General features: G+C 65.1%; 15 protein-coding genes. 9 read left to right on the top strand and 6 right to left on the bottom strand.

Features of this window, described 5'->3' with window-relative positions:
• Positions 1–13: 13 nt before the first annotated feature.
• Positions 14–301, bottom strand: coding sequence for a preprotein translocase subunit YajC (gene yajC / locus BM171_RS05595; RefSeq protein WP_093009850.1), 288 nt, complete (start codon positions 299–301; stop codon positions 14–16).
• 225 nt (positions 302–526) lie between these two features.
• Between yajC and BM171_RS05600 the strand changes: the two genes are divergently transcribed.
• The 4 genes from BM171_RS05600 (at position 527) to BM171_RS05615 (ending at position 4,112) form a co-directional block, all read left to right on the top strand.
• Positions 527–1,171, top strand: coding sequence for a trypsin-like serine peptidase (locus tag BM171_RS05600; protein ID WP_175497497.1), 645 nt, complete (start codon positions 527–529; stop codon positions 1,169–1,171).
• Positions 1,172–1,243: 72 nt separating this feature from the next.
• Positions 1,244–2,536 (top strand): serine--tRNA ligase, encoded by a 1,293-nt coding sequence (gene serS, locus BM171_RS05605; RefSeq protein ID WP_093009852.1) that lies wholly within the window; start codon positions 1,244–1,246, stop codon positions 2,534–2,536.
• Entirely contained in the window at positions 2,533–3,249 is a 717-nt protein-coding gene (locus BM171_RS05610) for a hypothetical protein (protein ID WP_093009853.1), read from the top strand. The genes serS and BM171_RS05610 overlap by 4 nt, the downstream gene beginning before the upstream one ends.
• Before the next feature lie 2 nt (positions 3,250–3,251).
• Positions 3,252–4,112 carry a hypothetical protein gene (locus BM171_RS05615; protein ID WP_093009854.1) on the top strand — a complete coding sequence of 287 codons (861 nt, stop codon included), beginning with the start codon at positions 3,252–3,254 and terminating at the stop codon, positions 4,110–4,112.
• On the opposite strand, the gene BM171_RS05620 is transcribed toward BM171_RS05615, so the two are convergent.
• The 4 genes from BM171_RS05620 to BM171_RS05635 all read right to left on the bottom strand — a co-directional run bounded on the left by BM171_RS05620 (position 4,099) and on the right by BM171_RS05635 (position 7,754).
• Positions 4,099–5,121 carry a glycosyltransferase family 2 protein gene (locus BM171_RS05620; RefSeq protein ID WP_093009855.1) on the bottom strand — a complete coding sequence of 341 codons (1,023 nt, stop codon included), beginning with the start codon at positions 5,119–5,121 and terminating at the stop codon, positions 4,099–4,101. The genes BM171_RS05615 and BM171_RS05620 overlap by 14 nt on opposite strands.
• 82 nt (positions 5,122–5,203) lie before the next feature.
• On the bottom strand, positions 5,204–5,701 hold the full coding sequence (rpsI, locus tag BM171_RS05625; RefSeq protein ID WP_093009856.1) for a 30S ribosomal protein S9: 498 nt from the start codon (positions 5,699–5,701) through the stop codon (positions 5,204–5,206).
• Positions 5,701–6,165, bottom strand: a complete 465-nt coding sequence (gene rplM / locus BM171_RS05630) for a 50S ribosomal protein L13 (RefSeq protein ID WP_093009857.1) — start codon at positions 6,163–6,165, stop codon at positions 5,701–5,703. The genes rpsI and rplM overlap by 1 nt, the downstream gene beginning before the upstream one ends.
• Positions 6,166–6,341: 176 nt before the next feature.
• Positions 6,342–7,754: an aminotransferase-like domain-containing protein gene (locus BM171_RS05635; protein ID WP_093009858.1), complete on the bottom strand. Its 1,413-nt coding sequence runs from the start codon at positions 7,752–7,754 to the stop codon at positions 6,342–6,344.
• Positions 7,755–7,865: 111 nt separating this feature from the next.
• Between BM171_RS05635 and BM171_RS05640 the strand changes: the two genes are divergently transcribed.
• The 3 genes from BM171_RS05640 to purL all read left to right on the top strand — a co-directional run bounded on the left by BM171_RS05640 (position 7,866) and on the right by purL (position 11,047).
• Positions 7,866–8,096 (top strand): DUF1127 domain-containing protein, encoded by a 231-nt coding sequence (locus BM171_RS05640; protein WP_093009859.1) that lies wholly within the window; start codon positions 7,866–7,868, stop codon positions 8,094–8,096.
• 147 nt (positions 8,097–8,243) lie between these two features.
• Positions 8,244–8,807, top strand: a complete 564-nt coding sequence (locus BM171_RS05645; RefSeq protein WP_093009860.1) for a DUF6151 family protein — start codon at positions 8,244–8,246, stop codon at positions 8,805–8,807.
• A gap of 80 nt (positions 8,808–8,887) precedes the next feature.
• The gene (gene purL, locus BM171_RS05650) at positions 8,888–11,047 is read left to right on the top strand and encodes a phosphoribosylformylglycinamidine synthase subunit PurL (protein ID WP_093009861.1); all 2,160 of its coding nucleotides are present in this window, start codon (positions 8,888–8,890) and stop codon (positions 11,045–11,047) included.
• Here the strand turns inward: purL and BM171_RS05655 are convergent.
• Entirely contained in the window at positions 11,044–11,469 is a 426-nt protein-coding gene (locus BM171_RS05655) for a DUF4174 domain-containing protein (protein WP_175497498.1), read from the bottom strand. The genes purL and BM171_RS05655 overlap by 4 nt on opposite strands.
• 119 nt (positions 11,470–11,588) lie before the next feature.
• On the opposite strand from BM171_RS05655, the gene speB reads away from it, so the two are divergent.
• Both speB and BM171_RS05665 read left to right on the top strand, forming a co-directional pair.
• Positions 11,589–12,548 carry an agmatinase gene (gene speB / locus BM171_RS05660; protein ID WP_093010107.1) on the top strand — a complete coding sequence of 320 codons (960 nt, stop codon included), beginning with the start codon at positions 11,589–11,591 and terminating at the stop codon, positions 12,546–12,548.
• Between the two features lie 99 nt (positions 12,549–12,647).
• A complete protein-coding gene (locus BM171_RS05665; RefSeq protein WP_093009863.1) occupies positions 12,648–13,796 on the top strand; it encodes a CaiB/BaiF CoA transferase family protein in 1,149 nt (382 codons plus the stop codon).
• Positions 13,797–13,826 lie beyond the last annotated feature (30 nt).

Genomic DNA, 13,826 nt, shown 5'->3' on the forward strand with positions numbered 1-13,826 from the left:
ATGCGCCCGGAGGTCAGCTGTTGGCGGGCTCGGTCTTGGAGAGAACCTGCGTGATCGTGTTCTGCACGACGCGAACCTTCACCCCGTCGGCGACCTCGACCTCGAGCTCGTTGCCTTCCTTGACCTTCACCACCTTACCGATGATGCCGCCCTGGGTGACGACCTGGTCGCCGCGGCGCAGGTTTTCGACCATCTTCTGATGCTCTTTCATCTTCTTCTGCTGGGGGCGGATCAGCAGGAAATACATGATCGCGAAGATGAGGATGAGAGGCACGAACTGCGCCAGCGCGTTTCCGTCCATGAGGGGCTCCTTTTCTCGGGGTCCGGCGCATGTGTCGCCGTCGGGTCTGCAAAGTTGCGCGGAACCTATGGAAGGCCCGCAGGCGATGCAAGCGGACTTGGCGGGGGTTTGAACCTGCAAGTGGGATGCCGCGACTGGAGGCGCGCGCTCTGCCGACAAGGTTCCTGCACCCGTCAGACGGATCGGGCTCTAGACCGCGACGGCGTCTCCGCTAGCTTGCGCGTCATGCGCGCTGCCCTCCTCCTGACCCTGACATGTCTCGCGACCCCGGCCTTGGCCATAGACCCCGCGGTGGGGCGGCTTTTCGGCGGCGGATTCTCGGCGCTCAGGATCTGCTCGGGCACGCTCGTCGGCCCAGCGACCGTCCTGACTGCGGCGCATTGCGTAACCTTCTCGGACGGGCGGGTGCGCGGAACGCGGGGCCTCGGCTTCGTCGCGGGTTGGGAAGACGGGCGCCATGCGGGCGCGGCAAGCGTGGTAGAGATCGCCCTCCACCCCGATGCGGTCGATGCAGACGGCATCGTCGTGCATCGCGACATCGCCGTGCTGCGCCTCGACCGAGCCTTGCCGATGGAGCCTATCCCGGCGAGCCCTGCGGGGGTGTCCGGCAGCTTCACCCTCATCGGCTATGGGCGCGCCGACCCTGACCTTCAGCGCGCGCAGAACGGCTGCGACGGCGAGCGGCGCGGGCGGCGCTGGTATCTCTCCTGCCCGGTCGAGCGCGGCATGTCCGGCGGGCCGGTCATCGCCGGTAAAAACACGTCGCGCCGGATCGCCGGCGTGATCTCCGCGATCTCTGGCGAGGACGCGGTTGCCGCCGAGGTCGATACCTGGGTTCTTCAGGAACTCGCGCGCCCCTACACACCCTGAGCGCTTTGAGGCATAAGCATCGCGACTCGGGCGGCCGCCGCCCGCCCGCATAACCGCAAGGAGATCAGGGCGATGCACGACATTCGCTTCATTCGCGAGACCCCGGAGGCCTTCGATGCGGCCATGGCACGGCGCGGGATCTCCGAGGCCTCGGCCCCGATCCTGAAGCTCGACGAGGAACGCCGAGCCGCGATCCACGCCGCGGAGACCGCGCAGGCCGAGCAGAAACGTGCCTCGAAGGAGGTCGGTCAGGCCAAGGCGCAAGGCAACGAAGCGGAGTTCGAGCGGCTTCGAGCCCTCGTTGGCGAGAAGAAGGACGAGGTCGCCGCCATGCAGGCCCGCGCCCGCGATCTTGATGCCGAGCTCACGAACCTCCTGATGGGATTGCCGAACCTCGTCCATGACGACGTGCCCGACGGCGAGGACGAAGAGGACAATGTCGAGATCAAGCGCTGGGGCGAGCCCCGCGCCTTCGATTTCGCCCCGCGCGAGCATTACGACCTTGCTGCCGTTCAGGACGGCATGGATTTCGAGACGGCAGCCAAGCTCTCGGGCTCGCGCTTCGTCGTTCTGTCCGGCGCGGTTGCGCGGCTGCACCGGGCGCTCGCGCAATTCATGATCGACACGCATGTGGATGAGAACGCCCTGGCCGAGACCTGGACGCCCGTTCTCGTGCGCGACGAGATGATGTTCGGCACCGGGCAATTGCCGAAATTCGGCGAGGACAGCTACCAGACGACCAATGGCTGGTGGCTCGTGCCCACCGCCGAGGTGACGCTTACCAATATCGTGAACGGTTTGACCGTGGATGAGGACTACCTGCCTCGCCGCTACGTCGCGCATACCCAGTGCTTCCGCTCCGAGGCCGGCAGCGCAGGGCGCGATACGTCGGGCATGCTTCGCCAGCACCAGTTCGAGAAGGTGGAGATGGTCACGGTGTGCCATCCCGAGACGAGCGACGCGGAGCATCGCCGAATGACCGCCTGCGCGGAAGGCATCCTCGAAAAGCTGGGCCTGCCCTACCGCACCGTGTCGCTCTGCACCGGGGATATCGGCTTCGGCGCGCGGCGCACCTTCGATATCGAGGTTTGGCTGCCGGGGCAGAACACCTATCGCGAGATCTCTTCGGTCTCGACCTGCGGCGCCTTCCAGGCCCGGCGCATGAACGCGCGGTTCAAGCCCGCCGGTGGCGGCAAGCCCGAGTTCCTTCACACGCTGAACGGATCGGGCCTTGCCGTCGGGCGCGCGCTGATCGCCGTTCTCGAGAACGGCCAGGAGGAAGACGGTTCGGTCACGCTGCCCGAGGTGCTTCATCGCCATCTCGGCGGCAAGACGCGGCTGACAGCCGAAGGCACTTTGGCATGAGCGCCGAGACGCGCCAGACCCTCTGGGCGGTGGCGGCCTTGATCGCCGCTCTCGCATTCGCGGCCTCGCCGATTCTCTCGAACGGATTCAACGGCTTCGAGCCGGGCCAGTTTCCCGTCGCGCAGGACGATCCGGCGGTACAGCCGGCGGGCTATGCCTTCTCGATCTGGGGTTTGATCTATCTCTGGCTCATCGCGGGCACTGCCTTCGGCCTTTGGCGCCGGCGCGATGAAGAAGATTGGGCACCCGCCCGCCCCTGGCTGACATTGAGCCTCTTGATCGGCGCGGCCTGGATTCCCGCTGCGAATGTCTCCGTTCCTTTGGCGACCGTGATGATCTGGGCGATGCTCGGCACCGCGCTGATGGCGCTCTTTCGTGTCGGCGACGAGGACCGCATCTGGCAGCTCTCGCCCGTGGCGATCTATGCGGGCTGGCTGACAGCGGCATCTTCGGTGTCCATCGGTCTGGTCCTTGGTGGCTATGGCCTGCTGCCCGAGACGCCCGCGGCCCTCGTCGCGCTCGTCATCGCGTTGGCCGTGGCGCTCACGGTTCAATACCGCCTCCACCGTGCGCCAGAATACGGGCTGACGGTGATCTGGGCGCTGGTCGCGGTGATCCTCTCCAACGCGCAGCCATTCAACATCGCCGTCGCGGGCCTCGCGGCCATCGGCATCGCCGCGATCCTCGCGCTGCGCGGCACGGATACGGAATAGGCTTGGCAGATCCGGTCTTCTTTCTCGGGCTCGGCGGGCAGAAATGCGGCTCGAGCTGGGTGCAGGCCTATCTCGACCGCGCGCCCGGCAGCGATTTCGGACGGCTCGGCGAATACCAGGTTTGGGAACATACGCTCGGCGGCGTCTTCGCGCGCTACGCGGTGCCGCGTCCCCCCTTGGCGGAGCGTCTGCGCGCCCGCGCGAAAATGACGATCGGCGCGGACGAGCCTGCACAGCACCTCCGCTGGCGCCTGCAATCGGACCCGGACGCGTATTTCGACTACTTTCAAGGACTTCTGAACCAGCCCGGCATCGCGCGCACCGGTGATGTCACGCCGTCCTACGCTGCGCTGCCCGCCGACAGACTGGCGCGAATCCGCGACGAATTCGCCAAGCGCGGGATCGAGACGCGCGCCATCTTCGTCATGCGCGATCCGGTCGCGCGGCTTCATTCGCTGATGCGGATGGAAGTCGATAAGGGCCGGCTCGCGCCAGGCAAGGACGCTGAAGATGCGTTGCGCGCGTTCTACGTCAGCGACGAGGCGGAAGCGCGCAGCCGCTACGACCTGACCCTCGCCGCGATGGAGACCGCGTTCCCTTCCGAGGCGCGGTATGGCTGCCTCTTCGAAGAGCTCTTCACCGACGCGGGAATCGAATCCCTCTCGCGCTTTGCAGGCGTGCCCGTCGAGCCGGCAGCGGGAGCCCGGAAGGTCAATGCGCGCGCTGGCGGCGCGCCGGTCTCGGACGCTCTCTCGGCCGAGATTGCGGCGCATTACGAAGCCGTCTACCGCGCCGCTGCCGAAAGGCTACCGCAGATCCGCACGCTCTGGCCAAGCGCGAAATTCGTTCTCACCACACCATGAGCCCTGCGTCGCGAAGCTGCCACGGCCCTTCATAGCGCACCGAGCGCTCACTCAGAAAACTTCCGTCGCGCTCACGCATCACGTCAAGAAGTTCCGCGTAATGGTCGTATTTGCTGGCACTTTCCGTGTGAGCCCGCCATTCGCGCGCGCGGTCTATCTTGGCCGCGAACTCCGCGGTGAAGACGAAATGCGCGATCGTCAGCAGCTTGTCCGGCGCAGGCGCAACGCTCGCGTAGTGTGATCCCACCTGCCATATCTCCGCGTCGCGCCGAATGAAGGGTAGCTTGTGGCGCGGCGAGCGATTGAACCGTTTCTTGGGCCCGCGTCCCCGCAGGCGGCGCCAAAGGGATGCTTTCTCTCGTCCGATCTCGTGAATCTCGAAAAGCCGGTTCGTTTTCGAGATACCGAACGGGTCAGGCTGTTCCCCCTGCTTAAGCCGCACGAGCGCTTCGGGCTCGAAATAAGGATACGCGTCGAACAGACCGGCAGGCGTTCCCGGCATCGGCTTTTCGAGATCAGAGACAGTCTCGGGAAAGAACTCGACAACCGAAGCACAAATCACGGATTGGCTGCTTTCAGACATGTCTTCAATGATTTGACCGACATTCTTCATGTTGTCGGGCAGGATCAGAAACTCGTCAGCATCGAAATACGCCACGACCTCGCCGGGTGCTTCCACATGTGGCAGAGCGGCCTTCAGCCAGATACCGAACCGGTCCTTTCGTAACTCTCCATCCGGGTACGCGATGGTGAGAGGCGTCGAATATCGGCTCTCGCTGCGATACAGAACCACATCCGGCTGCGCTTCCAGCAGTTCCGATGATCCGTCGATAGATCCATCATCGAAGATCAGAAACTGCTCGAACCCAAGCGTGCGGTAATGTTGCAGGAACGTTGGCAGCAAGGCCATCTCGTCGCGCATGATCGCGAAGAGCTTCGGCACGCCCGGTATAGGCGCGCCTTTCACGCGCCGCACTTCGGACCAGAGATCGTCGAGTCTGAGCTGCATGTCGCTTCCTAACCCATTGCACCGCCATAAAAAAGGCCGCCCCGAGGGACGGCCTTTTCCGACATTCGTACCAGCAAACGCCTCAGCGCTTGGAGAACTGGAAGCTGCGGCGGGCCTTGCGGCGGCCGTACTTCTTGCGCTCGACGACGCGGCTGTCGCGGGTCAGGAAGCCTGCCGCTTTCAGCGCGGGACGCAGGCTGGGATCGTAGAGCTGCAGCGCGCGGGAGACGCCGTGCTTGACCGCACCGGCCTGCCCCGAGAGGCCGCCGCCCTTGACCGTGGCCATGACGTCGAACTGATCCTCGACACCGGCGACGGTGAAGGGCTGACGCAGGATCATCTGCAGAACCGGACGCGCGAAGTAGGCGTTCAGCTCCTTGCCGTTGACGGTGACCTTGCCGGAGCCCGGCTTGATCCAGACGCGCGCCGTGGCGTCCTTCCGGCGTCCCGTGGCATAGGCCCGACCGAATTCATCACGGACAGGCTCGCGGTTGATTTCGGTCTCGGTGCCCTGAACGGCGCCGATATCGTCGGTGACCGCGTTGCCCAGTTCTTCGAGGGAATTGATTTGCTCAGCCATTACTTCGCCACCCGGGTGTTCTTGGAGTTGCGCGACTTGACGTCGATCACTTCAGGCGATTGCGCCTCGTGGGGATGCTCCGCGCCCGCATAGACGCGCAGGTTGGCGAGTTGCTTGCGGCCCAGGCGGTTCGCCGGGACCATGCGCTTGACGGCCTGGAAAACCACGCGCTCGGGATGCGCGCCCTCAAGGATCTGCTCTTTCGTGCGGGACTTGATGCCGCCCGGATAGCCGGTGTGCCAGTAGAAGTTTTCCTGGCGCTTCTTGCCGGTGAGCTGGACCTTGTCCGCGTTCACGATGATCACGTTGTCGCCCATATCCATGTGCGGCGTGAAGGACGGCTTGTGCTTGCCGCGCAGGCGCTGCGCGATGATCGAGGCGAGGCGGCCGAGAACGACGCCTTCAGCGTCGATCACGATCCACTTCTTCTCGATGTCGGCCGGTTTTGCCGAGAAGGTTTTCATGCGGGTCACCCCAATGTTTGCTGTCTTCGATGCCGGAGGCAGGCAAAGCCCGGTCCGGCGCGATCCGATGGGCGGGTTATAAGGATCGGGAAGATACAGTCAACACGCGCCTTATCGAATTAACTGAGTAATATCAGAGGCTTGAAAAATAGGTATCAATATACCCCACGCACAGCTCAGACGGCTATGCCCTCGGGCGGGTTTTCCAGAAGCCGGCGCACCCGCTCCATCGCCGCCTCGAAGGCGACCAGCGACACCTGAGCGTTGATCGCGATTCGGATCGCGTGAGGGGCAAAGCCGTCCCGAAGCGCGAACTCGTCCGCCGCGCGCAATTGCACACCCTCTTTCTCGGCCGCTTGCGCGAAGGCCGCCGCGCGCCAGCCAGACGGTAGATGCAGCCACAAAAACGGCACGTCGTCGCGCCAGGTCAGATCGAACCGGCCGAGAATATTGGCCGCTGCCCGGATGTAGCGGTTGTATTCGGCCCGCACCGCATCGAGCACGCCCGTCATCTCCGGCTGCGCGAGAAGATCCGTCAGAAGATCTGCCAGCGACAGGGACAGGCTGAAAAAGCCGTGATCGGCCACGCGCCGCATCTCCGCGCGCCAGGTTTGCGGCGCGACGCAAAAACCTATCCGCAATGCCGGCGTCACCGATTTCGAGATCGACCCGACATACCAGCCAAGATCCGGCAAAAGACCCCGATAGCTTGGCCCGGAGCGCGGCGCGAGCCGGTAGCAATCGTCCTCGAGCACGTGCAGACCGCGCCGCCTTGCGACCTCCGCGATGGCTTCGCGGCGATGGTCGGGCGTGCGTATCCCCGTCGGGTTATGGATCTCGGGCGAGGTGCAAAGAAGCTGCGCCGAATGTCGCCGCGCCAGGTCGTCGAGCGCCTCGGGACTGATCCCCTCGCCGTCCATCGGCACCGCGATGACCTCGGCACGCAGAAGTTCGGCGGCACGCCGGAAGCCGGGATAGGAGAGTTCCTCGACCAGCACGACCGGCTTCGCGCCGCGCAGGACGGTCTGCATGACAATGCCGATCCCGTTCTGCCCGCCATGGGAAAAGACCAGGTCATCCTCCGAGACGGGTCCGAGCGGCGTGTCCGAGATATGCTCGAGGATCGCTTCGCGCGCAGGCCGGAAAGCCGCGCGGGACGGATAATTCAAGAGCCGCAGCGCGGGCTGATCGCCAAGCCGCGCGAAGGACGCGCGGATCATGTCGACCTGACCGCAATCGGGCAGCTTCGGCGACACGAAGCTGACGAAGGCGCTTTCCGGCTCGGTTTCTTCGGTCGCAGGCCAGGGCGGATCGGGCATGAGCTTGGGCCGAACGGGCCGCGCCCCGTTCACGAACGTGCCTCGCCCCACCTCGGCCCGCGCAGCGCCGCTATCGGTCAGGATCGTGTAGGCCCGCGCGACCGTGCCGGGCGTGATGCCGAGATCGTAGGCGAGATCGCGTACCGGCGGCAGCTTGTCGCCCGGCGCGAGACGGCCTGCCTCGATCGCAGAGCGAACGGCATCTGCGAGGCGGCGGTATTTCGGCCCTCCATCTCCGATCCCGGCATAGGCGGACAATATTGTATCCATGACAATGTTTCCCTCGACCATACCCAGACCCTATTGTACCACTTAATGCATGGCAATAGCGCCATATTGTATCAATACAATCGGACGACGCATTTTCGAAGGAGATATCCCATGTCCGCCGCAGCACCTCACTCCGCCTCTCTCGCCATCCTAGCCGAAGCGCCGCGTCTTGCGCTGCCGGCGGTTGTCGCGCTCAAGGTGGCGGTGGTGCTGACCGTGTGGACCGAGCGCGCGCGCACGCGAAAGCACCTCTCGCGGCTCGACCCTCATCTTCTTCGCGACATCGGGATTGACACGCGCGCGGCGCGCCGCGAGGCCGCCCGCCCCTTCTGGCAAGGCTGAGCCCTGCCTCGGCCCGGCCTTTTGCAAATCCCTGAGGGGCCGGACCTCTTCCCCTGGGCCGCCTTCGGGCGGCCCTTTTTTTTCGCAGTATCGCTGGGCAAGCCATGCCGATCATGGCATCGTCGGAACCGCAGACCGGAGACACCGATGTCCGATCCTATTTCCCTGTCCTGCAGCTGCGGCAAGACCCGCTGGCAGATCGCTGCGGACGCGTCCGGCACCCAGCTTGCCTGCTACTGCATGGGTTGCCAAAGCTACATCCGGCACCTGAATCGATCCGAGACCTATCTCGGCCCGGAGGCCGGAACCCGATTGTACCAGACGCTGCCGCGGAATGTATCCTTCCTAGCCGGCGCGGAGAGCCTCGCCTGCCTGCGAATGACCTCGCGCGGCGCTCTGAGGTGGTATGCGTCCTGTTGCGGCACGCCGGTCGCGAACACAATCGCCACGCCCGCCCTGCCCTTCGCGGGCCTCGTTCTGCCGTGGGACGAGACGCGCCTCGGCTCGTGTCGAAACCATGTGAACACGAAGTCGGCCACAGGGCGTGTGCGCGAACGCGGTATGGCCAAGGTCGGCTGGGGTGTGATCGGACGCGGGCTCGCGGCCAGGCTGTCCGGCGACACGAAGACCCCGTTCTTCGCCAATGGCGCGCCGATCCGGACGCCCGAGATCCTCGATCGCGCGAAGCGTCAGGCCGCAGGCTGGTCATAACCGTCAAAGCGCCCCTTCACTCCGCTCAAGTCATGGCCTAAAGACCCGGCAAGCCAGACCCGAGGGGAGCGAGAGAGCCCATGCAAGAGCCGGCCATTACGTCCGATCTGATCGCCGCGCACGGTATCAAGCCCGACGAATACGAGCGCATCCTCGAGATCATCGGGCGCGAGCCAACCTTCACCGAGCTCGGCATCTTCTCGGCGATGTGGAACGAGCATTGCTCTTACAAGTCGTCGAAGAAATGGCTGCGAACCCTGCCGACCGCCGGTCCACAGGTGATCTGCGGGCCGGGCGAGAATGCGGGCGTCGTCGATATCGGCGACGGGCAGGCCGTCGTCTTCAAGATGGAGAGCCACAACCACCCCTCCTATATCGAGCCCTATCAGGGCGCGGCGACGGGCGTCGGCGGCATCCTGAGGGACGTCTTCACGATGGGGGCCCGGCCCGTCGCGGCGATGAACGCGCTCTCCTTCGGCGAGCCCTCCCATCCCAAGACAAGGCAGCTCGTGCACGGTGTCGTCGAAGGTATCGGCGGCTATGGCAATGCCTTCGGCGTGCCGACCGTCGGCGGCGAGACCCGGTTCGATCCGGCCTATAACGGCAATTGCCTCGTCAACGCCTTCGCGGCGGGCCTAGCGGATGCCGACAAGATCTTCTACTCCGCCGCATCGGGCGTCGGCCGCCCCGTCGTCTATCTCGGCGCGAAGACTGGGCGCGACGGCGTCGGTGGCGCGACGATGGCTTCGGCGGAATTCGATGAGACCATCGAGGAAAAGCGCCCCACCGTTCAGGTCGGTGATCCCTTTACCGAGAAGCGCCTCATGGAAGCCTGTCTCGAGCTGATGCAAACGGGCGCGGTCGTCTCGATCCAGGACATGGGCGCCGCGGGTCTCACCTGCTCGGCCGTCGAGATGGGCGACAAGGGCGAGCTCGGCGTCAAGCTCGACCTCGACCGCGTGCCCTGCCGCGAGCCGGGCATGAGCGCCTACGAGATGATGCTCTCCGAGAGCCAGGAGCGGATGCTCATGGTGCTCGACCCCGCGAAAGAAGCCGAAGCCCGCGCGGTCTTCGAGAAATGGGATCTCGATTTCGCCATCGTCGGCGAGACCATCCCGGAGGACCGTTTCCTGATCCTGCACGGGGGCGAGGTGAAGGCCGATCTTCCCTTGCGTGCGCTGTCCGGCAACGCGCCCGAATACGACCGTCCGTGGGAGACCACACCGGCGGCAGAGCCGCTGTCGGACGTGCCGGGGATAGATCCCATCGACGGGCTGAAAGCGCTGATTGCCTGCCCGAACTACGCGGCAAAGAACTGGCTCTTCGAGCAATATGACAGCCAGGTCATGGCCGACACGGTCGAAGGGCCGGGCTATGGCGCGGGCGTGATCCGCGTTCACGGCACGGACAAGCACCTCACCTTCACCTCCGATGTCACGCCCCGCTACGTCAAGGCGAACCCCGAAGAGGGCGGCAAGCAGGCCGTGGCCGAAGCCTTCCGCAATCTCGTCGCGGTCGGAGCGAAACCGCTCGCCACCACCGACAACATGAATTTCGGCAATCCCGAGAAACCGGCCATCATGGGCCAGTTCGTTGGCGCGATCAAAGGCATCGGGCAGGCCTGCTCGGCGCTCGACATGCCGATCGTCTCGGGCAACGTCTCCCTTTACAACGAAACCGACGGCACCGGCATCCTGCCGACGCCGACCATCGGCGCGGTCGGGTTGATCGCCGCCGGTGAGGAGCCGATCCTCGGTCGTCCGCGCGACGGGCATGTCCTGCTCATGGTCGGCGCTGCCGGCTCGCATCTCGGTCAGTCGGCGCTGCTTGCCGAAGTCTTCAACCGGACCGATGGCGACGCGCCCAATGTTGATCTAGACGAAGAAGCGAAGAACGGCGCGTTCATCCTCGGCAACCGCGACCTTGTCCGGGCCTGCACCGATATCTCGGATGGCGGGCTGGCGCTCGCGGCGTTCACGATGGCCGAGGCGGGCGATGTCGGGCTCGTCCTCGACGATGACAGCACGCCCTTTCTCTTCGGTGAGGACCAGGCGCGCTATCTCGTTGCCTGCAACTTCGACCAGGCCGAGGAACTGATGACCCGGGCCGGTGCCGCGCGCGTCGAGATCAAAAGCGTCGGCAAGTTCCAGGGCGATACCGTGAAGATCGGCGGCCAGTCCGCTCCGCTGGAGGAGCTACGCGCGATCTATCGCGGCGCGTTCGCCAAGACCTTCGCCTAACCGTCCTCGCGCATCTCGCGCCGACGCATCGGCATCGCGTCGATGGTGGAATAGAGTGAATCAAGCGCAAGCGGCGCAGTCTCGCGCCGTTTCACGCCGCCATCCTTGCCGACAAGGACCACGGCGAACCCCTCCGCGTCGAACTCCCGCGAGAGAGCCGAGCGCCCCTCGGGATCAGTGAAGACAATCAGATCGCGATTCCTCAACCCGGACGGATCGGCCCTGAGCCTCTCTATCTGGTCATCGAAGGCGGCATCGTCCTGCCCGCCGCCGATGACGAAGAGGAGCCTGTTTTCCCATCGCCAGCTCGAGAGCTCCGCAGGATCGGGCATGGTGCGGAACTGGTCGGACTGGGCCATGGCGGCACCTCCAAGGAGCGCGGCGATGAGGCTCGGAGCGAGCCATTTGGGCAGGCGACGCATAGGGGCCCTCCTCCGGCTGATGAACTCTTGCCTGACAGATGGACCAAAAGACGGGCATGGCCACCCTGCCCCGGTCATTTCACTTGCCGAAATCGCCTTGCCGCCTGAAACTCATCGACATGACACATGGCTACGAGACCGGCAGGCTCGACCTGCCCTTCACCGGCATCTGCACCTTCGCAAGAAAGCCCTACGAGCCCGATTGGTCGCGGCTCGACGCCGATGCGGCGATCCTTGGGGCACCCTTCGATGCGGGCACCCAGTGGCGCGCGGGCGCGCGCTTCGGCCCGCGCGGGGTGCGCGAGGCCTCGACGCTGTTTTCCTTTGGGCATTCAGGCGCTTATGACCACGAGGACGACGTCACCTATCTTGGTCCCGACGTACAGATCGTGGATATGGGCGATGCCGACATCATCCACACGGACACGACGCAAAGCCACGCCAATATCGAGGCGGGCGTGCGCGCGGCCCTCGGCGCGGCGGCCCTGCCGGTGGTGATCGGCGGCGATCACTCGGTCAATATCCCCATCATCCGCGCTTTCGACGATCAGGGCGACATCCATATCCTCCAGATCGACGCGCATCTCGATTTCGTGGACGAGCGACACGGCGTCCGGCACGGCCACGGCAACCCGATGCGCCGCGCGGCCGAGCGGCCGTTCATCTCGGGTCTGACACAGGTCGGGATCCGCAATGTCTCCTCCACCGCGAGGGAAGGCTACGGCGATGCCCGCGCGATGGGTGCCGATATCCTGTCGGTGCGGCAATGCCGCGCCATCGGTCCGCGCGCGACCGCCGCGCGAATCCCGCCGGGCGCGCGGGTCTACATCACGCTCGACATCGACGCGTTCTGCCCCTCGATCGCGCCCGGCACGGGCACGCCGTCGCATGGCGGATTTCTCTATTACGAGGTGCTGGAGCTCTTGCAGGAGGTCGCACGCCACCACGAGGTCGTCGGCTTCGATCTCGTCGAGGTCGCGCCCGCCTACGATCCAGCCGGCGTCACCTCGATCCTGGCCGCGCAGATCCTCATGAACGCCCTCGGATTCATCTTCCACGCACGCGCCGCCGGCGGCTGACCGCGACTTCTCGCCGATCCGCATTTGAGGACTTGTCACACTTCGGCGATAGGCGTTTCAACTGACGCCAACGAAGCTCTCAGCACAAAGTCGCTTACCATGCCGCAGCCCCTCGCAGGACTTGTCGTCCTCGATCTCACCCATGTCCTCGCCGGTCCCTTCGCCTCGATGACGCTTGCCGATCTCGGCGCACGGGTCATCAAGGTCGAGCGTCCGGGCACCGGCGACGACACCCGCACCTTTCCGCCCTTCAAGAGCGGCAAGAGCGCTTATTTCGCCGCGATCAACCACGGCAAGGCCTCCATCGCGCTCGATCTCAAGGCCGAGGACGACCGCGCGACATTCGAACGGCTCGTCGCGCGCGCCGATATCATCCTCGAGAATTACCGCCCTGGCGTGATGGAAAAGCTGGGCTATGGCTGGGACGATCTTTCGTCCCGGTTTCCCCGGCTCATCTACGGCGCGGTCTCGGGTTTCGGTCATACGGGGCCGGATGCGAAACGCCCGGCTTACGATATGGTCGTGCAGGCGCGAGGCGGCGTCATGTCCATCACTGGCGAGGCCGGTCGCGAGCCGGTGCGCGTCGGTGCCTCCATCGGCGACATCGTGGCGGGGATGTATCTCGCCCAAGGCGTGCTCGCGGCGCTCTATGACCGCGAAAGAACAGGGCGCGGCCGCAAGATCGACATCTCCATGCTCGACAGTCAGCTCGCCATCCTCGAACACGCCGTGGCGATCACCTCCGTCACGGGCAAGCCGCCCGGACCCACCGGCGCACGGCATCCGTCCATCGCTCCGTTCGAGACCTTCCATGCCTCGGACGGACTCTTCGTCATCGCGGCGGGCAACGACAAGCTGTTCGAGAAGCTCTGTCTCGCGCTGATGCTGCCCATCGCCGACGATCCGCGCTTTGCAACCAATGCTGCCCGCTGCGAGAACGCCCGACTTCTGAAACGGCTCATCGAGGCGGTCACGCTGGAAAACACGCGCAGCTACTGGATCCAGAAGCTGACCGCTGCGGGCATCCCGAACGCGCCTATCCAGAATATCGACCAGGTGATGCATGACCCGCAGATCCTCGCGCGCAACATGGTGGTGGATGTCCTTGACCGGAACGGGCGCAAAGCCTTCGTCGCCGCGGGCAATCCGATCAAGATAAGCGGCGTCGAGGATCGCTCCTCGCGCGGGCCGGCCCCCGATCTCGACGGCAATAGGGGCGAGATTCTGCGTTGGCTCGACGGAGAGTAACGAAAGCATGTCGCTCCGCGGCTTTCCCCT

This window comes from Roseivivax halotolerans (assembly GCF_900115815.1).
GTDB classification, from domain to species: domain Bacteria; phylum Pseudomonadota; class Alphaproteobacteria; order Rhodobacterales; family Rhodobacteraceae; genus Roseivivax; species Roseivivax halotolerans.

Coding starts and splice junctions, on each gene's coding strand:
- BM171_RS05600 (WP_175497497.1), top strand. CDS start 527: ATGCGCGCTGCCCTCCTCCTGACCCTGACATGTCTCGCGACCCCGGCC.
- rplM (WP_093009857.1), bottom strand. CDS start 6,165: ATGAAAACCTTCTCGGCAAAACCGGCCGACATCGAGAAGAAGTGGATC.
- BM171_RS05655 (WP_175497498.1), bottom strand. CDS start 11,469: ATGCGTCGCCTGCCCAAATGGCTCGCTCCGAGCCTCATCGCCGCGCTC.
- rpsI (WP_093009856.1), bottom strand. CDS start 5,701: ATGGCTGAGCAAATCAATTCCCTCGAAGAACTGGGCAACGCGGTCACC.
- BM171_RS05640 (WP_093009859.1), top strand. CDS start 7,866: ATGTCCGCCGCAGCACCTCACTCCGCCTCTCTCGCCATCCTAGCCGAA.
- BM171_RS05620 (WP_093009855.1), bottom strand. CDS start 5,121: ATGCAGCTCAGACTCGACGATCTCTGGTCCGAAGTGCGGCGCGTGAAA.
- serS (WP_093009852.1), top strand. CDS start 1,244: ATGCACGACATTCGCTTCATTCGCGAGACCCCGGAGGCCTTCGATGCG.
- yajC (WP_093009850.1), bottom strand. CDS start 301: ATGGACGGAAACGCGCTGGCGCAGTTCGTGCCTCTCATCCTCATCTTC.
- BM171_RS05665 (WP_093009863.1), top strand. CDS start 12,648: ATGCCGCAGCCCCTCGCAGGACTTGTCGTCCTCGATCTCACCCATGTC.
- BM171_RS05610 (WP_093009853.1), top strand. CDS start 2,533: ATGAGCGCCGAGACGCGCCAGACCCTCTGGGCGGTGGCGGCCTTGATC.
- BM171_RS05645 (WP_093009860.1), top strand. CDS start 8,244: ATGTCCGATCCTATTTCCCTGTCCTGCAGCTGCGGCAAGACCCGCTGG.
- purL (WP_093009861.1), top strand. CDS start 8,888: ATGCAAGAGCCGGCCATTACGTCCGATCTGATCGCCGCGCACGGTATC.
- speB (WP_093010107.1), top strand. CDS start 11,589: ATGACACATGGCTACGAGACCGGCAGGCTCGACCTGCCCTTCACCGGC.
- BM171_RS05635 (WP_093009858.1), bottom strand. CDS start 7,754: ATGGATACAATATTGTCCGCCTATGCCGGGATCGGAGATGGAGGGCCG.